The following is an 18,523-nucleotide window of genomic DNA, read 5'->3' as shown; positions in this document are numbered from 1 at the left end:
TAAAGCTCCCCTAGCCATAACAATTTTTTAACACTCCCCTGCCTAAAGTCTTGGGGATTCTTGGTTCACCGAGATTACTTGCTTAGACAGAATTTCTCCTGAGAAAGTAGAGGCATTCTCGACAAGTGCGCGCGGTTTTAGCCAACTGTACTTAGGGGCAAGTGTCATAAATCCACTGATCTATTAGTTATGATTGAGATAAACTTCTTAAAGTAGAGTTATTATTCACCTTATGTCTGAACCGCAGTATCCTGACTTTACCGCGCATGGCTACCAAGTGATTGAGCAACTTGGTCGCAACCCTTCTGCTGGCAGAGTATCATACAAAGCATTAAGTATTAATACTGGACAAATTGTGGTGATTAAGCAATTTCAGTGGGTAGGAGGAAGTAGCACTCTTGATGGGGAGAGACAAATTGAGAGGGAGATTCAAACTTTGCGGAGTCTCCATCATCCAAAAATTCCTAGTTATTTAGATGACTTTAAGACTGAATCTGCTAGTTTTTGTATCGTCCAAGAATTTATTGATGCACAAACTCTATCAGAAAATAATGATTTTACACCACAAGAGATTAAAAGTGTTGCTATTCAACTTTTAGAGATTCTTGTCTATCTTCAGAGTTTACTTCCTCCGATTATTCATCGAGATATTAAGCCCGAAAATATCCTAGTTGACGATAACTTAAATGTCTATTTAATTGATTTTGGATTCGCCAAAATTGGAGAAGGAAGGGCAACCGCATTAAGCAGTATTGCTTTAGGAACTCCTGGTTTTATGTCTCCTGAACAAGTAAAAAATCTTCCTCTCACCGAAGCAACGGATTTATATGGATTAGGTGCTACCTTAATTTGTCTTTTGTGCAAGATTAAATCTACAGATTTTGTGGATATAGTAGATTATAATTTTCAGATAAATTTTAAAACTCGTGTCTCTCATCTAGCTTTCTCTTTTATTGAGTGGCTAGATAAGCTTGTAAGACTTAACCCAGATCAAAGATTTCCTAACGCACAAGAAGCTTTAAATGCGCTTCTTCCCTTGGAGTTAATTCGGATTCCCGAGCTTCACTTGAGTCAAAGTAGTTTTACCTGTGAAGCTGGGCACTTAGGAGAAAAAATAAGAAAAAATATTAAAATTAATAATCCAATTCCTGAGACAGTTTTAGAAGGTTCGATTATATCTTATCGGCAAAATGAATCTCACCGCATTAATCGTCATGATTGGTTAACTATTTATCCGAAAAGGTTTAAGAGTAATCAAACCTCATGTACTTTGACAATAGATACCAGTAAGTTAACCGCTAATAAGGTTTATCAGCGTGAAATTATTTTTAAAAGCAATGCTCGTCAAAATAACACACCATTTAATATTAGTATTAAAACTGCCCCGCTGCCAAAGCCTATATTACCTCCCTATTTACTTTTAGCTGGAATCTATCTCATTTTTACAATTGGCTCTAAATTTGTTTGGATACAGGACAATCTTATCCTTCAGTTGAGCATTACAATTTTAGCAGCATTAGCCGTTCTTGGCATGGATTATTGTCTGGTGGTAATTAGTCTCAGTTTAATAATGTGGATAGCAGGAACATTGGGAACTATAATAGTATTATTCTTGCCTTATTTGTTAGTATTTGATACTGTTTGTTATACATCTCCAGAAGTTTTAGTTCTTCAAAAAATTCTTGGTTTTATAGCCTGTATATATATGGCTATTTCTTCGTATAAAAAAACCGACAAAAATACTAATCAAAATTCTAATGACAGCCATAAAGAAGATAATATATGGGCAAGTGGGGTGATAAGTGGGATAGTCGGTTGTTCCAGCTATTTTATATTGTCTGAGCCTATGATTGACTTTTTTAAGCCAATTGATGAGTATTGTAAACCCGCACCAGGGTTGATTCTTAACTATGGTTATGATTTTCTTATATTTCTTATAATTGTAATATTGTTGGGATTTTCATTTCCTGCTTTTATGTTTTTTCTATCCTTTCATTTGTCACCTTTAATATCAAAAATATCAAAATTTTTCTTACTTCCAATGGTTAATCTCAGCTTTGCAAAAAAAGGTTACACCAACAAAATAGTAATTCTTCTATATTTATATCTAACAATTGGATTTGCTATTGCTTCAGGTATTGGCTCACAAATTGGTTGGCATAATGTTTATATTCTAACAACTTTGCTAATGACTGGTATTCCTTTGTTAATACTATTGCTATTTCCGCCTATTTATTATACTCGAATAATCACTAAATACAGCAACAATATGTACTAAACTTAACACCAATAACCAAGAGGTCATCAAGCTATGGAAAACAACTATTATCATACCAACTTGCCGAATTTTCAGGACTATGGCTATCAAGTTGTCAGAGAGTTAGGAATAAATAGTTTAGGAGGAAGAATCACTTACCAAGCTATAATGACTAGAACTCAGACTCCCGTTGTTATCAAACAGTTTAGATTTTGTAATTCCAACGCAAATTGGACAGAATATAGGGCAATTGAGCGAGAGATTGATGTTTTAAAACAATTAAATCATCCACAAATTCCTCGTTATCTCGACCATTTTGACTCAGGGAATGGATTGTGTTTAGTCCAAGAGTTTAAAAATGCTCAACCTTTATCTAATCCTCGTAGTTATAATCCAGAACAAATCAAAAAAATAGCTATACAATTGTTAAATATATTAATTTATTTACAGGACAAAACAGGATACCCTGAACCAATTTATCATCGAGATATTAAACCAGATAATATTTTGCTAGATGATCAATTAAAAGTTTATTTGATTGATTTTGGCTTGGCAAAGATGGGCAGTAGAGAGGTAAATAATAGCAGTATTTTTGCAGGTACGCCCATTTTTATAGCACCGGAGCAATTTTTAAGAAAAAAATTAACAAAAGCCTCTGATTTATATGGATTAGGCTTAACTTTAATTTGCCTAGTAACGGGCATAAATTCTGATAGAATCAGTGAATTACAGGATCAATATAATGATTGCAAAATTCGCTTTAAACATCTCGTTCCCAAATTGAGTTTACAGTTTATTAGCTGGCTAGAAAAAATGGTAGAGCGAAACGTGGAAAAACGCTTTCAAAATGCTCAAGAAGCATTAGAAGCATTGAAACCACTCTACTTAATTCGCTCTCCAATAGTCCAGCTTAGTGCATCAAAATTAGAGTTAACCGCCAACGAAATAAATGAGAATATTACGTCATCCATTACAGTAATTAATGATATTCCTAACACTATTTTACAAGGAGAGTGGTCAATTGTATCTCATAAAAATGACGTTTCTTCAAGAAATAGTCATTCTTGGATTACAATTACACCTCATGCTTTTACAGGAAATCATCATGAATTTATTGTCACTGTTGATACTAGCCATTTGATGGCAGACAAAATATATGAACATGAGCTTATTTTAAGCAGTAATGCTGACCAAAAATCTAAAAAATTAAAGGTTATTATTAACACGGCTTCTCTACCTATTGAAAAAGTAAAACATCCTCCTTATTTACTTTTAGCTTCAGTGTTACTTTGGTTTGTATTTTGTGTAAAAGTTCCACTTGCGAATGACATTCTGAAAACTATTACATCTGAAGAATTATTGATTCCATTCAAATCTGACATAGATGTAATTAACATTCATGCTATTGCTTTTACATCAGGTAGTATTGGAGCCTTCTTGCCATTATTTAAAACTTGGAAATCAAAATTATTTTTCTTGCCATTTCTATCGTATTTTGTCTTTTGGTTAACTTATATTTCTTTTATTATCGTTGTTATTGTGTCTTCTATGGTTTCCATCAGTAACCAAGAAATTCTTTTTTGGGTTTACTTGCTTGTGGGTTATCGTCATGTAACAATTCTTGTATTACTAACATTCGGCTGGCTTTTTCTGGAGGTAGGTATATTTCCATTTATAGGAGGATTACTAGGAGAACTTTATACTTTAGTTATGATTGTAGCAGCGTCTAATTTTAACGAAGGAGCTATAGGATTCGCCAAAGGTACTATTATCGCTTCAATTACAAGTATATTGCTTTATTCAACAGAATCAAAATTCAAGAATAAGCAAATTGACAAAGGCTACATCTTTATCCTGTTAACGATAGGATTAGGTATTGCTATTGGTGCTGGTTCAGTGGTTGGATGGTTTAATCCTTATGTCCTATTAGCATTAGCTTTGACGAGTTTTTTATTGATTTTTATGATACTATATCCACATATCAACAGGGCTAGATTAGTTAATCAATATCGTCACTGGGAAAAGCGAAATGCCAATAAAAAATGAAGTGCATCAACTGGAAAGCTTGACGAAGGAAAGCTGATCATTTAAAGTCCGAGGTTGAAGAACGAGGCAAATATATTAAAACCGATATTTGACGAAATTGGCCAAAAAATTTAGCTGACAACTAAAAGCCATTTTTAAGCTTGCACAGCCTTGCTTCGATGGGAACGACCGCGCCACCAAGCTAGTAGGGTACTAGCGATAAAAATACTCGAATAGGCCCCGGCTACGAAGCCAATAATTAAAGCTAGGGCAAAATATTTTAAGGTACTGCCACCAAAGAGAAAAATCGCCACCAGAGGCAATAAAGTGGTCAGGGTGGTATTAATCGAACGACTTAGGGTTTGACTCACCGCATTATCGACAATTTCATCCACGGATAATTCGGGGGTATTGACAAAATTTTCCCGGACGCGATCATAAATTACCACTGTGTCATTAACAGAAAAACCCACAATTGTCAAGAGGGAAACCAAAAATAAACTATCCACTTCTACCCCCGCAATTAAGCCTAAAACCGCAAAGACCCCTAAAGTGATCAAAACGTCGTGCAGCAGGGCGACAATGGCAAAAAAAGCGTAATCCCGTTGAAAACGGAAGCTGAGATAGACAGCAATGCCAAAAAATGACACTAATAAAGCTAAAAACCCCGACCTAAATAATTCTTGACCAATGGTCGGCCCGACGGTATCGATTTGACTGGTTTCGGGGTCAAAGGTGCCAATTTTCTGGTTTAAGGTGTCGAGTAATTTCGTTCTCTGTTCTTCTACGAGGGTTTTCGTCCGCACCGATAAAGTATATTTATCCAACACCTGCACACTACTGTTACCCAATCCCTCCTCGTCTAAAATTGCTTGCACTTCGGCAGTAGTTAAGGGTTTCTCACAGTTATTCTTTTTGGCACAGGCTAATTCTATCTGAATTCTCGTGCCACCAACAAAATCTAAACTCGGTCGCAAAGGCGCTTGAATAGTGAACCAAGAAATTACCATGGCCAAAATACTACCAATCGTCAGCAGGGCCGAGACTGTCCACCAAAAATTACGCTGTTTTGTAACGCTAAATGCCATATTGATTAAGTAAAAAGTAAAAAGGAAAAAGGAATTTGGGGAGTAGGGAGTGGCAATCGGTGGGTTACGGCGAATATGAAATTATTGGTTAACAGCATAACTTGTCGTCGCCTAACCCACCCTACTGATTTACCGGTAAATTGGGGCAGAAAAGTTGGGGTTTTTGGCGAATGCTAGGGACGTTTAACACGGTGATTAACAGGAGAGTGCGACTACAGGTTAAAGCGGTAAACATACTCACAGCTACCCCAATGGCTAAAGTTAAAGCAAAACCTTTGACTAATCCTGAACCCAACCAAAATAAGGCAGCACAGGCGATTAAAGTAGTGACATTACTATCAAGAATACTGGAAAAAGCCCGATAAAATCCCGACTCTACTGCCCGAAATAGGGATTTTCCGGCCCTTAATTCCTCCCGGGTACGCTCAAAAATTAGTACATTTGCATCAACTGCCATGCCGATACTGAGGATAAATCCAGCAATACCGGGTAACGTCATGGTGACTCCCACTAAGGCAAAAGCCCCCAGAGAGAGAATAGTATAGATAATCAGGGAAATATCGGCGATAATCCCGGGTAAACGGTAATAGACCGCCATAAAGATTAAAACTAACAGTAAACCCACTAAACCAGCGTAGATACTGCGACGGATGCTATCCTGGCCTAAAGTTGCCCCGACGGTGCGAATTTCTTCCACTTTGACAGGGAAAGGTAGGGAACCACCGCGCAATTGAATCGCTAGATCGTTGGCAGTTTCGGCGGTAAAATTACCAGTAATCACGGCCCGGCCTCCTGTAATTCCCGTTTGGGCAAACTGCACATCGACTACAGGGGCGCTAATTAATTCATTATCGAGGAAAATCCCAATACTGCGACCAGTACCCGCGATCGCTTTAGTCAGTTCGGCAAATTTACTGCCCCCTTCCGAGTCGAAAGTAATGGCCACTTCCCAGTTAGTGCCTTGGGTGGAACTAATAGTGGCATTTTGCAGATTTTTTCCGGTTAAGTCCACCGATTCAAATAAATTTAAAATTGCCTCTTTAGATTTCTGGAGAGATTGTTCTAGTTCGGCAATTTTAGCGGCATTTTCGGGTTTATTCTCGGCTTTAAGGGCGGCTAATTCCACTTTTTTTTGTTGAAAAATTGAATATTCAGCCCGAAATTCTCCTTCTGTACCTTGTTTTTGCTGACGAAATTCTAATTGGGCCTGAACATTTAAGTTTCTCTCAGCTTCTTTGGGATCTGTGACACCGGGTAGTTGCACGATTACCTGATTTTTACTGTCCACAGTCTGCACTAATGATTCAGAAACACCGAGGGCATTAACGCGATTTTCAATCACATTTTGTACGGCTTTTAAATCATTAGGTTGAATGGTTGTCACGGTTTCAGTGGGTTTAACCTGAATGGTTAATTGACTACCACCGCGCAGGTCTAAACCTAATTGTAGGGGTAACTTAATCAGGATAAAGATCGAGGCAACAACTAGGCCGATGATCAGTAACAATAACCAATTTTGTCTCTGCATAACTTCAGTATCAAAAGGAGAATTTGTTAAATGCGATCGCCGACCATTTTTTGGACAGCTTCGACAATTTGATTAGGTTGAATAATCGTCAATCTTTCTAGATTACCGTTATAAGGTGTGGGGATATCTTGGGAAGATAATCTTAACACAGGGGCATCTAATTCATCGAATAACTGCTCGTTAATTAAAGCAATTAACTCAGAAGCAATTCCCGCCGTTTTCATACATTCTTCCACGATAATCACCCTATGAGTCTTGCGAATCGAAGCGGCAATCGCCTCCATATCAAAGGGTTTCAGGGAAATTAAATCGATAATTTCTGGATCATAGCCATCTTTTTCTAACTGTTTTAATGCCTGTAAACAGTGATGACGCATCCGCGAATAGGTGAGAATAGTTATATCTTCTCCCTTGCGAACGATTTCCGCTTTATCGAGGGGTAAAAGATACTCGCTATCAGGTAAATTTTCCTTGAGATTATAGAGAAGAACGTGTTCAAAGAAAAGCACGGGGTTATTATCTCTAATCGCCGATTTTAATAAACCTTTGGCATTGTAGGGAGTGGAACAAGCGACAATTTTTAGACCGGGTACCGCGTGAAAATAGGCCTCTAAACGTTGGGAATGTTCCGCACCTAATTGTCTCCCCACACCCCCCGGACCGCGGATAACCATGGGGATTTTAAAATTACCGCCGGAAGTATAACGTAACATCCCGGCATTGTTGGCAATTTGGTTAAAGGCAAGCAGAAGAAAACCCATATTCATGCCTTCAATAATCGGACGCAATCCCGTCATGGCTGCCCCCACTGCCATGCCCGTAAAACTATTTTCAGCGATGGGGGTATCTAAAACCCTTAAATCGCCATATTTTTTGTAGAGATCTTTGGTAACTTTGTAGGAACCACCGTAATGACCCACATCTTCACCTAAAACAAATACTGTCTGGTCGCGGCCCATTTCCTCATCGATCGCCTGTCGCAAAGCATTAAATAATAGGGTTTCTGCCATATCAAGTCCCCGCTTACAATTCGGTCATCTTATCACTAAACTTATTATCTTACCCCTTTTCTGGCCCGAAGGAGGTGGGGAAGTGGGGGAGTGGGGAAGTGGGGGAGTGGGGAAGTGGGGGAGTGGGGAGAGGGAATTATGAATTATGAATTATGAAGTGGGTAGATAGGGAGTAGGTAGGTGGAGGACGTAGGTTGGGTTGAAGCATGAAACCCAACGCTCGCATGGGTTACGCTACTGCTCCTATAAATAATTGTGCCTCCCTACTTCATAGATAATAGTCTATTCTAGTTCCCGACAATCGGCCGGCAAAGAACTAAGATCAAGATTAAGCAATCCCCTACCGTTAAAGCTGATGAAATTACCCCGTCTTGCCGCTTTAATCATTGGTCTGAGCTTTATTTTCGGATTAATGTTGTGGTTAGTCAACTCTATCTATCGTCTTTACATCCAGATCGCCTTTACCGCTCCTATCTTAGCTAATATTCTGCTTTTGCTGATTATCGGACTGCTGGGCTTGCTGATATACGTTCTTCTGTACTACTTTTATCTGCTGCCCCAGCAGCAAAAAAGTCGCCGCGGGTTGCGTTCTTCCTCCCGTCCACCCCTAAAATTACCAGTAGAAAAAACCGAGGCCGCCGGGGAAACCTTAAAAGCTATCCGGCAACAAGTGGAGCAAATTCAAGATAAAGTAACCCAACAGGTTTTTATTAAGCGTTCCCAAGAAATTGAGCGAAGTTTAGTTAGAAAAGAAGTTAAAATCATTGTTTTCGGCACAGGATCGGCGGGAAAAACCTCCCTAATTAACGCCCTCATCGGTCAAATGGTGGGCAATGTGGAGGCAACCATGGGAACCACGGAAAAAGGGGAAACCTATAATTTAAAAATGAAAGGTGTGAATCGGGAAATTCAAATTACCGATACCCCCGGCATTCTCGAAATTGGTGCAGCCGGAGGTCAAAGGGAACAGTTAGCGCGACAATTAGCCACGGAAGCAGATTTACTTTTATTTGTCATTGATAACGATATTCGACAATCGGAATACAGCCCTTTATTGCGTTTAATTGATATTGGTAAACGTTCTCTCTTAGTCTTTAATAAAATCGATCTCTATAGCGATGAAGATCGAGACATTATTTTAAAACAATTACGAGAACGTCTAAAAGGAGTGATTCTTTCCGCGGATATTATTGCCGTTACCGCTAATCCCCAACCAGTACAGTTAACCAGTGGACAAATCATCACACCAGAACCAGATATTTTAGCTTTAATTAAACGTTTAGCTTCAGTTTTACGGGCCGAAGGGGAGGATTTGGTGGCGGATAATATCCTCTTACAGTCCCAAAGATTAGGAGAAGAAGCTAGGAAAATTATTGATCGCCAACGTCGTCGCCAAGCTGATAAAATTATCGATCGCTATCAGTGGATCGGTGCGGGAGTGATTGCAGTGACTCCCTTACCAGTGTTCGATCTGTTAGCAACGGCGGCGGTTAATGCTCAAATGGTCAGGGAAATTGGTCAAGTTTATGGCTGTGAAATTAACAGCGATCGAGGCAAGGAATTGGCTCTATCTTTGGGCAAAACTCTAGTTAGTTTAGGAGTGGTAAAAGGAGCGGTAGAATTATTAGCCAGAATCCTACAATTAAATTTTACTACCTATATAGTCGGTAAGGCAATTCAAGGGGTCAGTGCCGCCTATTTAACCCGCATTGCTGGTAAAAGTTTTATTGAATATTTCCGTCATGATCAAGACTGGGGTGATGGTGGTATGACGGAAGTGGTGCAAAGACAATTTCAACTTAGTCGCAAGGAAGAATTTATTAAGTCTTTTGTGGCCGATGCGATCGGTAAAGTGGTACAACCTTTTCAGGATGATTGGCAGCAAGAAGAAGTTTTAGAAGCTAGTCGCGAGGATGATTGGTAAAGATCGAACCCGGGAGCGATAGGCAAAATTGTATAGTAATTGTTACAATCGTTTTGGGGTTCCACAAGGGCAAAAAAAAGATGCGACAGCAAGTTATCGACTGGTTAAAAGAAAACGTCAACGAACACCGTCTGCGACATATTCTCGGTGTAGAGACCATGTGTATTGATTTAGCTCGTCATCACGATCTCGATCCCGTCCAAGCAGGGCAAGCGGGGCTGCTACACGATCTCGCTAAATTTTTCAAGCCCAAAAAACTGCTAAAAATGGCAGAATCGGCGGGAATAGAGGTGGATAATATCTGTTTATCCCATCCCCACTTACTCCACGCCGACGTGAGTGCAATTGTCGCCCAAAAAGAATTTAACGTTACCGATGAGGAAATTCTCGAAGCGATTCGCAATCATACCCTCGGTCAACCCAATATGAGCGATCTTAGCTGTATAGTCTTTATTGCCGATGCCTTGGAACCCAATCGCGGCGATACACCCGAATTAAACGCCCTAAGACAACTCAGCTATCAAAATCTCCATAAAAGCGTTCAACAAACCTGCGATTATTCCCTAAAATATCTTTTAAGTAGCCATTGTCCCATTCATCCCCGCACCGTGCTAACCCGCAACTGGGCGTTACAAATTGTTAAAGAACAACCAACAAAAACTAAACCCATTGATTAACATAATCTCAAGACTCGCTTAAAACCACCTCAGTCAAAGGATAACCACAACCTGAATGACCAATCCCACTGGAATTATTACCCCTGTCGCCGAAAATCTCAAGACCGAAAAATTTCTGGAGACAATTGTTACCGCTGCCGAGGACAAGAAAGCGGGGGACATCGCCATCCTGAAGGTCGCCGATATCTGTTATTTGACCGATTATTTTCTGATTATTACCGGCTATTCTACCACCCAAGTGCGAGCGATCGAGGATGCGATCGAAGGTGCCATGGAACTAGAATGGCAACAATCCCCCCGACAAGTGGAAGGAAAAAGCGAAGGTAGCTGGATCCTGATGGATTATGGCGATATCATTGTCCATATCTTTTTACCAAAAGAGCGAGAATTTTATAATTTAGAAGCTTTTTGGGGTCATGCCCAACGTATTCCTCTGCCTAGCGACCATTTAGAGGAGTAGAATCCATGAAATCCTCCCTTGATTTCTGTCCCGTCCCGGAAGAACAGCAACCGGTTAACGAGTACGAACAATTAAAAGAATCTTGGTTTTTCCGTTGGGCGACGCTAGATGTAGCCTCTTATACAAAAAAAATTCTCTGGTTATGGTTATGGACATGGTTAATTGTCGGACCGATTGCCGCTGCTAGTTTTCCCCTCAAAAAAGCCCCTTTTCTCTTCTTCTGTGCGGGGATTTTTGGCTCGACAATTTTGGTAGGATTGGTGTTATTGCGCTTGTATCTAGGCTGGATCTACGTCTATGACCGCTTGCAATCAGAGAAAGTATTTTATGAGGAGTCCGGCTGGTATGATGGCCAAATCTGGACAAAAACCGCCGCTATTTTAACCCGCGATCGTTTAATCGTCTCCTATCAAATCCAGCCCATTCTCCAGCGTTTACAAAAAACCGCCCTGATTCTAGGGGCAATTATCGCTATCAGTGGTCTTTTCTGGCTATTTTTCACTCACTAACTGCAACCAATCTGAATGAATAGGGTAAAACGTTCACCAACCCACCGCTTAGAAATTCATCTCCTCCGGGAAGGTATCATTGAATCGGTCCATAATGTCGAGGCCGCTATTTGCGATGACCGCGGCAGGGTATTATCCACCGCCGGCAGCGCCGAAACTAGCGCCTTTATTCGTTCGGCCCTAAAACCTTTTCAAGCACTGGCTGTCATCAGTACCGGCACCCTCGAACGCTACGATCTCAACGATAAGGATCTAGCCATTATCTGTAGTTCTCACCAAGGCACAGTGGAACAGGCCCGTCAAGTCTTTAATATTCTCTGGCGCGCCGATATCGATCCCAACGCCCTGCAATGTCCCCTCCCGTCCGGTAAACCCAGTCGCTTGCAGTACAATTGTTCTGGTAAACACGCCGGGATGTTAGCGGTGTGTCAACAGCGCGGCTGGCCATTAAATACCTATCTGCGGCGTTCTAGTCCGATACAGAAGCTAATTTTAAGCAAAATTGCCGAATTATTGGGAATGCCGGGGGATGAATTAATCAGCGCCCACGATGACTGCGGTGCGCCCACCTATTCAATGCAGTTGGGGCAAATGGCCCATCTCTACGCCCAATTAGCCTCTGGCAACCGTTTAGACTTAGAAAGAATCGTCCGAGCTATGACCTATCATCCCCGCATGGTAGCAGGAGAAGGGGCTTTTGATACGGAATTAATGCAGATTAGCCAAGGGGAAATCGTCAGTAAAGCCGGGGCCGAAGGGATTCAATGTATCGGGCGCGTCGGTGAGGGTTTAGGATTAGCAATAAAAGCTTTAGATGGTTCCAAACGGGCTAAATATGCGGCCGCTTTGCAAATTCTTAAACAGTTAGGCTGGATTACTCCCAATGTGGCCGAATCTCTCTCGGAAAAATTCCTCAAAATCGGCAGTTATACCCGCTTGGAAGTGGTGGGAGAAATGGCTTTGTTATAAACAGTGGGTTGAGCAAGGGTAACACATCAAAAACTTTTTTTTGGTGTGTTAGGGCAGTATTTATAAGTAGCTGGTTATAATTAAATTAAAAATGGATTTTAGGTTCGATCCCCCCTGCCCCCCTTGATAAGGGGGGTGCCGATAGGCGGGGGGATATCCCCTTGATAAGGTAGGGTTGATTCATGAATCAACCCTACCCTTGATAACGGGGGTGTCTGATAATTTTTAACGCCTACCTACTTATCTTGATTTTTTTCCTCAAAAACCGAACTTCGGAGTACAATACAGATGACTAAATTAATTCAAGAAACTTTCGAGCAGATTGCACTGCTTTCTGAAGAACAACAAGATAGCCTGGCAACCTATCTAAAAAAACACCTAGCTGAATTTTTAGAAGAAGCGGAAAAAGAACGACGAATTGCAGAAGGGACTTATAACATAAGTGATTTTAACGAAGAAACTCAACAAGCTATTCAGAATATTGAAGAGCAAAAAAACTTAACTGTTTGCCAAGATCAAGTTGAACTGTATCAGCAGCTAGGAATTTAATGTTATTACCCATTTTTGAAAATCGCTTTAAGAAAGATATTAAACGACTGCAAAAACGGGGAAAAGATATGACCAAACTGAAAAATGTCATTGATAAATTACTTCAAAAGCAAGAACTAGAACCTAAATACAAAGATCACGCTTTGATGGGAAACTGGAATGGATATAGGGATTGTCACCTAGAACCAGACTGGCTTTTAATTTATAAAATCACAGACACCCATCTTTTTTTAGTGCGCTCTGGTTCCCATGGGGATTTATTTTAATATTCGGTCAATCGTTTAATTAGAGCTTGCTGAATACAAATGTAAGCTCTGCTAGAAAAGGGTTTTGAGCTTTTTTTCCAAAAAAGTGCCAGGAACAAACGTTGAGAAATCGCTCCGAGAGACTCAAAACCCTTGTACTTTTTTCGGCGAACGCAAAGCGATCGAAGAGCGATAACACCAGTTAACGGGCGATTTAACCTATTTTTGTGGTTTCTTTTTCGATAGAATGATTGCGTTTTACTTGGCGTTTTATGGTTGCACCAGCACCGAGTATTCCTAGAGACAGGAGGCCTAAAGTTGATGTGGGTTCGGGAGTTGTCACATCAGAAACACCGATAAACCCATTTCCATTAAAAATAATACCTGACGATATGGTAAGGTGAGTCTGCGCTATCTAGTCTCGTCGGTGGTCTTGGCTACTGGGGTTGAGATAAACTAGATTTAATAACTAAAAATCTGGGGTAATCACTCATGTTACAATCCCTAAAAATTGAAGGCTTTCGCGGTTTTCAAAATTTTGAGATGACCAATCTTGGTCAAATTAATCTCTTAGTGGGTAAAAATAATAGCGGCAAAACTTCTATTTTAGAAGCGATTCAGTTTTTATATGTTCAAAATAATCTAGATATATTTCTTGAAACTATTAGCTATAGAGGCGAGTTCGCTTGGTTGGAAAATAAGTTAGCTGGTCGCACTAAAGTTTTTGAAATTTGTCATTTATTTCCTGGGCATGAAATCCTCCCAAGTCAGGAAATTATCATCATTGGTTCTAGGGAATCACATCAGGAAAGTGTTACTATTTCTGTTAAAAGTATTCCTATACAACTATCTCCATTTTCAGACAAAAATGATGATTTAAATAATGATAATATTTTCGACGATGAGGAATGGAATAAACTTCTTTTAAGTATTAGATGGAGTCAATCACAAAAACCTATTGAACTGGAACTTCTTGCCAACGGTACTCTTGCCAGAGATTCCACAAGAAGAATGGCTAGTTTAAGCAGAATTTCCCATAAAATAGGTATTGATAATAAAATTGAATTGAAGTTCTTAACACCATTTTCTCTAACAAGTTCTGATATGGCAGCACTTTTTGACAACATTGTTCTCTCTCCTTTAGAAGATTTAATTATTGAATCTTTGAAAATTATTGAGCCAAAAATTGAAAGGATAGCTAGTATTGGTTCTGGCAAGTATTCAACTTCAAATAACCTAGGTGTTAGAGGTGGGTTTTTAATCAAAATTAAAAATCATGATCAACCTATACCTATTGGCAGTTTAGGTGATGGATTTTGGCGAATGTTAGGATTAGTTTTAGCGATGGTTAATCTTGAAAATGGAATTTTATTAGTTGATGAAATTGATAGCGGATTGCATTTTACTGTCATGACTGATATGTGGAAAGTAGTCTGGGAAACCGCAAAAAAACTCAATATTCAGGTATTTGCCACCACTCACAGCCGCGATTGTTGGCAAAGTTTAGGCGAATTAATTACCGAAGAAAAAATTACCGATAACGAGATTACTATTCAAAGGATAGATAGGGAAAAAAGCCAATCGGGAGCATCTCACCTTTGTAACCCCTAAATCAGGTTTTTATGTCAAGCTATTTTGAAAGCCTTGCTAGAAACCAGTTTTGGGGATAAGTATAATTACTCACTTGCATAAATGAGATGCTCCCAGCCAATCTGTAATCTTTGATCCAGAAGAAATTGTTATTGCCGCTACAAGTAATCTTGAGGTGCGGTAACAATGCCTAAAATAGAGACAAAAAAGTTATTAGTGGAAGGTGCGGAGGAATTGAGAGTTATTCCCCAATTAATGGCAGCAAATGGAGTTACTTGGAATAGAGGGGAAGAACCATTGAATATCATAAATTGTGATGGTGTTGAAAATTTACTAAAACCTAAATACATCTCTGCACAACTAAAAACTCCTAACGGACTAACTCATTTAGGAATTATTATGGATGCAGACGAAGAACCTGATAATCGTTGGCAAAGTTTATATAATGCCTGTTTACCAAATATCCCTAATTTACCTCAAAATTTACCAGCAGAGGGATTAATTATAACTCTAGAATCGGGGTTAAAATTCGGTGTGTGGATGATGCCCGATAATCAATCTAGAGGGATGTTAGAGACTTTTTTAGCCTATTTAGTTCCCGATAATAATCTTTGGCAATATACACAAAACAAGGTGATAGAGGCAAAACAACAAGGGGCAACCTATAGGGATTATCATCTAGATAAGGCTAATATTCATACCTATTTAGCTTGGCAAGATCCGCCGGGGAAACAACTTCACGATGCAGTCAAACAAAGAATACTTAATCAATCCCATCCCCAATCAGCCAATTTTTTGAGATGGTTACAGCAGTTATACGAGATTTGATAGAAGTATGGATCGAAATGGGAATGACAGCCCCATAATATTTCTCTGTGCTTTGTTAGATAAAACCTCTTGCAAAAAGACTTAAATTAATCGTGCCGCGGGGGTTTATTGGTCGCAGAACCCGCCGGAGCGACCTTGGATGTGGGGGGGATACCCTTGAGGGAAATGAGCGTATTCATCACCGTTTTGGCCACCGGAGCGGCCACAGTGGAGCCAAAAGTATTGGCACCCTTGGGTTCATCCACCACCACCAAAACCACATAACGGGGCGATTCGATTGGTAAAATCGCCACAAAACTGGTAATTTTGGCGTTAGGTAGATAACCCCCCGTCGGACTAGCTTTTTGTGCGGTTCCCGTTTTACCCCCGATGCGATAACCGGGGATTTGGGCTGCTACCCCCGTCCCCTTGCTGACGACGGTTTCCATCATTTCCACCACTTGCCGGGCTACGGTGGGAGAAAAGACTTTTTTGCTGGGATAATCGGGCTGCCAATGCAAACGGCCGCGGTCGTCGGCTAATCCTTTGATCACATGGGGAGTCACTAGGGTACCACCATTGGCCAGCGCACCGTGCAATTGTACTAATTTTAAAGGCGTTAGGGATAAACCTTGACCAAAAGAAGCGGTGGCCGATTCAATGGCATTATCCAGAAATTGTTGTTCGGGTTTGAGATATCCTGACACTTCTCCGGGTAAATCTACACCAACCCTTTGATTTATGTCCAATCCTAATAAACTTTTATAGAAATCAACTCGCCCCATTTTTTGGGCAATTTGCACCATGGCCACGTTACTAGAGGTTTGCAGAACTCGGGCCATATCTAGCGCCCCATAACCCTGTTTAGAGGCATTTTTAATGGTCCAGGGACCGACAGTAATTGCCCCCGGATCATTGACTACTGTACTAGCTTGAACTGCCCCTGCTTTCATGGCCAGGGCGATAATAATTGGTTTAAAAGTTGACCCCGGTTCGTACTGATCGGCTACAGTCCAATTTTTAAATAGAGCCACATTGGCTTTGTAGTATTCATTGGGGTTAAAAGTTGGCTCACAAACTAGGGCTAAAAGAGAACCATCAAGGGAGTCCATGACGATGACCGCTCCCCGTTTAGCATTAAATTTTTTTAGCTGTTCTCGTAGGGCCGTGCGGGCGGCTCTTTGTAGTTTTAAATCGAGGGTTACTTCTAACTGTAATTCATCAAATTGAAAGATACCATCGGGAACAAAAGCTGGTAAAATTCGCCCGTCTCCCATGCGTCTTGTATTGACAGAAAAGGGATCTCTTTCTAATAACTGACTGGAACCTCGTTCTAATCCTGCTTGACCACGATGTTCTTTATCTACATAGCCAATCACGTCGGCTGCCACATCGTCTTGGGGATAATAACGAGCGTATTTTTCCTCTAATTCTACACCGTCAAGAGATAATTGTTTTAAGCCCCTAGCCACGGATTCGGTTAATTGATTGGCTAAACGAATTCCTGTTTCTTTTTCTTTAAATCTTTGCATCAGTTGATTAGTAGGAATATTTAATAAAGGAGCTAATTTATCAGCCACTTCTGCTGGGGGAATAGCAAACAGTTTTGGGTGTACATAAAGAGTATAAATCAAGCGATCGGTCGCCAAAACATTACCATTACTATCGACGATCGCCCGCCGGGGAATATAGGGTCTAATACTGGTAGTTTGCTGTTGTCTGGCTCTTTTTTGCAATTCCTGCGCTTGTACTATTTGTAACTGGTACAATCGCCAAGCTAAACCCAAAATACCCATGACTAAAACCAACCACACCGCCACCAATCGCCCGTTACTCACAGGCATTTTTTTTAACTGTTGTTGCCGTTTTTTGGCGGTTAAATAGGACTTTCTGTCCCGGATCCTGCCCGAGGGCGATCGAGTTTCTTTACCTCTAAATCTGGGTCTTTTTGTGTCAGTCATGAGCAGTATCTTTCAGTGATCAGTGATCAGTAAACAGTAATCAGTAATCAGTGATCAGTAAACAGTAAACAGTGATCAGTAAACAGACAGTAGGAAACTTCTATTTAATACTGCACACTTAAAAACTCACATCTGATAACTGATAAGTGGGTGGGTGGAATTAAATATAAGATGAACGTAGGTTGGGTTGAAGCATGAAACCCAACGGCCGCATGGGTTACGCTACCGCTAACCCATCCTACACATAATTGTGCCTCCCCACTTAACTGATAACTGATAACTGCTAACTGTTAACTTACCCACTGATAACTGATAACTGCTAACCGATAACTTTTAATAGGCACTTCTGGGTCGAGAATTGACGGTAGATTGGGGTTGAGAAGTGGGTTCTGGTTTCAGGTTAGGAGCAGATTTACGCTGTAAAAAGATAGTTTGGAAGGGTTGGGGATGAGTTAAGCCAGTTTCGGGTTTTTCTGCTTGTTGAGCTAGTTGATGTTTAAGAGTTTCATTGGTGGCCAAAAGATTGCGCTCGTGACGTTGCAGTGTTTCCAGTTTACCAAATTCTTTGTCCCAAACCTTGGGAATATATACCGTCCAAGCATATATTCCCAGAGTCGAACCCAACAGACAAAAAGTAATCACAGCCACTATTCTTTCTAGGAGGCAAAGGGAACGTAATTGACGCGAGGCTAATTGTTTTTGTGTCGGGGTCACGGGAACTCTCACCACTGATTTAGTCGTCGGTTTGACGGTGGGAGTCGGGGAGGATTGAGTAACTGGTTTAGTAGTGGGGTTGGGGGAAGTTACCCGCAACTGGGGACGACGTTGAGTCGGTTGGCTTTTTTGGCGAGAAACGGGAACGGGAATATAGGACTTATGGGCAGCAGACATGATTTTCTCTCAATATTTCTAGCTAGTGGTCGT

At 40.5% G+C, this 18,523-nt stretch carries 17 protein-coding genes; 11 read left to right on the top strand and 6 right to left on the bottom strand.

Annotated elements, in window-relative coordinates:
* Nucleotides 1–232: 232 nt before the first annotated feature.
* Together O9324_RS19380 and O9324_RS19375 are read left to right on the top strand one after the other, a co-directional pair.
* Nucleotides 233–2,278, top strand: a complete 2,046-nt coding sequence (locus O9324_RS19380; protein ID WP_288141055.1) for a serine/threonine protein kinase — start codon at nt 233–235, stop codon at nt 2,276–2,278.
* Nucleotides 2,279–2,311: 33 nt separating this feature from the next.
* Entirely contained in the window at nt 2,312–4,303 is a 1,992-nt protein-coding gene (locus O9324_RS19375) for a serine/threonine protein kinase (protein WP_288141054.1), read from the top strand.
* Nucleotides 4,304–4,437: 134 nt separating this feature from the next.
* On the opposite strand, the gene secF is transcribed toward O9324_RS19375, so the two are convergent.
* From secF to O9324_RS19360, 3 genes are all read right to left on the bottom strand, one after another.
* On the bottom strand, nt 4,438–5,370 hold the full coding sequence (gene secF, locus O9324_RS19370) for a protein translocase subunit SecF (protein ID WP_194016301.1): 933 nt from the start codon (nt 5,368–5,370) through the stop codon (nt 4,438–4,440).
* A 121-nt stretch (nt 5,371–5,491) separates the two neighbouring features.
* Nucleotides 5,492–6,898, bottom strand: coding sequence for a protein translocase subunit SecD (secD, locus tag O9324_RS19365; RefSeq protein WP_288141053.1), 1,407 nt, complete (start codon nt 6,896–6,898; stop codon nt 5,492–5,494).
* Between the two features lie 26 nt (nt 6,899–6,924).
* The gene (locus O9324_RS19360) at nt 6,925–7,908 is read right to left on the bottom strand and encodes an alpha-ketoacid dehydrogenase subunit beta (protein ID WP_288141052.1); all 984 of its coding nucleotides are present in this window, start codon (nt 7,906–7,908) and stop codon (nt 6,925–6,927) included.
* Between the two features lie 355 nt (nt 7,909–8,263).
* Here O9324_RS19360 and O9324_RS19355 point away from each other — a divergent pair, with 355 nt between their 5' ends.
* The 7 genes from O9324_RS19355 (at nt 8,264) to O9324_RS19325 (ending at nt 13,262) form a co-directional block, all read left to right on the top strand.
* The gene (locus O9324_RS19355; protein ID WP_288141051.1) at nt 8,264–9,832 is read left to right on the top strand and encodes a YcjF family protein; all 1,569 of its coding nucleotides are present in this window, start codon (nt 8,264–8,266) and stop codon (nt 9,830–9,832) included.
* Nucleotides 9,833–9,912: 80 nt separating this feature from the next.
* On the top strand, nt 9,913–10,509 hold the full coding sequence (gene yqeK / locus O9324_RS19350; RefSeq protein WP_288141050.1) for a bis(5'-nucleosyl)-tetraphosphatase (symmetrical) YqeK: 597 nt from the start codon (nt 9,913–9,915) through the stop codon (nt 10,507–10,509).
* 55 nt (nt 10,510–10,564) lie between these two features.
* Nucleotides 10,565–10,969 (top strand): ribosome silencing factor, encoded by a 405-nt coding sequence (gene rsfS / locus O9324_RS19345; protein WP_002771419.1) that lies wholly within the window; start codon nt 10,565–10,567, stop codon nt 10,967–10,969.
* A gap of 5 nt (nt 10,970–10,974) precedes the next feature.
* Complete coding sequence (locus O9324_RS19340; protein WP_002771421.1) at nt 10,975–11,478, top strand: CGLD27 family protein; 504 nt, start codon at nt 10,975–10,977, stop codon at nt 11,476–11,478.
* A gap of 15 nt (nt 11,479–11,493) precedes the next feature.
* Nucleotides 11,494–12,447 carry an asparaginase gene (locus O9324_RS19335; RefSeq protein ID WP_002771423.1) on the top strand — a complete coding sequence of 318 codons (954 nt, stop codon included), beginning with the start codon at nt 11,494–11,496 and terminating at the stop codon, nt 12,445–12,447.
* 288 nt (nt 12,448–12,735) lie between these two features.
* On the top strand, nt 12,736–12,996 hold the full coding sequence (locus O9324_RS19330) for a hypothetical protein (RefSeq protein ID WP_288141049.1): 261 nt from the start codon (nt 12,736–12,738) through the stop codon (nt 12,994–12,996).
* Entirely contained in the window at nt 12,996–13,262 is a 267-nt protein-coding gene (locus tag O9324_RS19325; RefSeq protein WP_002763162.1) for a type II toxin-antitoxin system YafQ family toxin, read from the top strand. Before O9324_RS19330 ends, O9324_RS19325 begins: the two co-directional genes overlap by 1 nt.
* A gap of 193 nt (nt 13,263–13,455) precedes the next feature.
* Here O9324_RS19325 and O9324_RS19320 read toward each other — a convergent pair whose 3' ends face one another.
* The gene (locus O9324_RS19320; RefSeq protein WP_002771433.1) at nt 13,456–13,584 is read right to left on the bottom strand and encodes a PEP-CTERM sorting domain-containing protein; all 129 of its coding nucleotides are present in this window, start codon (nt 13,582–13,584) and stop codon (nt 13,456–13,458) included.
* A 149-nt stretch (nt 13,585–13,733) separates the two neighbouring features.
* On the opposite strand from O9324_RS19320, the gene O9324_RS19315 reads away from it, so the two are divergent.
* Nucleotides 13,734–14,852, top strand: coding sequence for an AAA family ATPase (locus O9324_RS19315; protein WP_288141048.1), 1,119 nt, complete (start codon nt 13,734–13,736; stop codon nt 14,850–14,852).
* 165 nt (nt 14,853–15,017) lie between these two features.
* Nucleotides 15,018–15,659, top strand: coding sequence for a DUF3226 domain-containing protein (locus O9324_RS19310; RefSeq protein ID WP_287627833.1), 642 nt, complete (start codon nt 15,018–15,020; stop codon nt 15,657–15,659).
* 86 nt (nt 15,660–15,745) lie between these two features.
* Here O9324_RS19310 and O9324_RS19305 read toward each other — a convergent pair whose 3' ends face one another.
* Both O9324_RS19305 and O9324_RS19300 read right to left on the bottom strand, forming a co-directional pair.
* Nucleotides 15,746–17,599: a peptidoglycan D,D-transpeptidase FtsI family protein gene (locus O9324_RS19305; RefSeq protein ID WP_288141047.1), complete on the bottom strand. Its 1,854-nt coding sequence runs from the start codon at nt 17,597–17,599 to the stop codon at nt 15,746–15,748.
* A 333-nt stretch (nt 17,600–17,932) separates the two neighbouring features.
* Nucleotides 17,933–18,490: a hypothetical protein gene (locus O9324_RS19300; RefSeq protein WP_288141046.1), complete on the bottom strand. Its 558-nt coding sequence runs from the start codon at nt 18,488–18,490 to the stop codon at nt 17,933–17,935.
* Between the last annotated feature and the right edge of the window lie 33 nt (nt 18,491–18,523).

Source organism: Microcystis sp. LE19-84.1B (assembly GCF_027531875.1).
In the GTDB taxonomy this organism is placed as follows: Bacteria; Cyanobacteriota; Cyanobacteriia; order Cyanobacteriales; family Microcystaceae; genus Microcystis; species Microcystis panniformis.
The sequence above is the reverse complement of the archived record's forward strand: the minus strand, read 5'-3'. Positions and strand labels throughout refer to the sequence as shown.

What these genes read in the sequence shown, in the direction of transcription:
- O9324_RS19380 (WP_288141055.1), top strand. Translation starts at nt 233, where the DNA reads ATGTCTGAACCGCAGTATCCTGACTTTACCGCGCATGGCTACCAAGTG.
- O9324_RS19375 (WP_288141054.1), top strand. Translation starts at nt 2,312, where the DNA reads ATGGAAAACAACTATTATCATACCAACTTGCCGAATTTTCAGGACTAT.
- secF (WP_194016301.1), bottom strand. Translation starts at nt 5,370, where the DNA reads ATGGCATTTAGCGTTACAAAACAGCGTAATTTTTGGTGGACAGTCTCG.
- secD (WP_288141053.1), bottom strand. Translation starts at nt 6,898, where the DNA reads ATGCAGAGACAAAATTGGTTATTGTTACTGATCATCGGCCTAGTTGTT.
- O9324_RS19360 (WP_288141052.1), bottom strand. Translation starts at nt 7,908, where the DNA reads ATGGCAGAAACCCTATTATTTAATGCTTTGCGACAGGCGATCGATGAG.
- O9324_RS19355 (WP_288141051.1), top strand. Translation starts at nt 8,264, where the DNA reads ATGAAATTACCCCGTCTTGCCGCTTTAATCATTGGTCTGAGCTTTATT.
- yqeK (WP_288141050.1), top strand. Translation starts at nt 9,913, where the DNA reads ATGCGACAGCAAGTTATCGACTGGTTAAAAGAAAACGTCAACGAACAC.
- rsfS (WP_002771419.1), top strand. Translation starts at nt 10,565, where the DNA reads ATGACCAATCCCACTGGAATTATTACCCCTGTCGCCGAAAATCTCAAG.
- O9324_RS19340 (WP_002771421.1), top strand. Translation starts at nt 10,975, where the DNA reads ATGAAATCCTCCCTTGATTTCTGTCCCGTCCCGGAAGAACAGCAACCG.
- O9324_RS19335 (WP_002771423.1), top strand. Translation starts at nt 11,494, where the DNA reads ATGAATAGGGTAAAACGTTCACCAACCCACCGCTTAGAAATTCATCTC.
- O9324_RS19330 (WP_288141049.1), top strand. Translation starts at nt 12,736, where the DNA reads ATGACTAAATTAATTCAAGAAACTTTCGAGCAGATTGCACTGCTTTCT.
- O9324_RS19325 (WP_002763162.1), top strand. Translation starts at nt 12,996, where the DNA reads ATGTTATTACCCATTTTTGAAAATCGCTTTAAGAAAGATATTAAACGA.
- O9324_RS19315 (WP_288141048.1), top strand. Translation starts at nt 13,734, where the DNA reads ATGTTACAATCCCTAAAAATTGAAGGCTTTCGCGGTTTTCAAAATTTT.
- O9324_RS19310 (WP_287627833.1), top strand. Translation starts at nt 15,018, where the DNA reads ATGCCTAAAATAGAGACAAAAAAGTTATTAGTGGAAGGTGCGGAGGAA.
- O9324_RS19305 (WP_288141047.1), bottom strand. Translation starts at nt 17,599, where the DNA reads ATGACTGACACAAAAAGACCCAGATTTAGAGGTAAAGAAACTCGATCG.
- O9324_RS19300 (WP_288141046.1), bottom strand. Translation starts at nt 18,490, where the DNA reads ATGTCTGCTGCCCATAAGTCCTATATTCCCGTTCCCGTTTCTCGCCAA.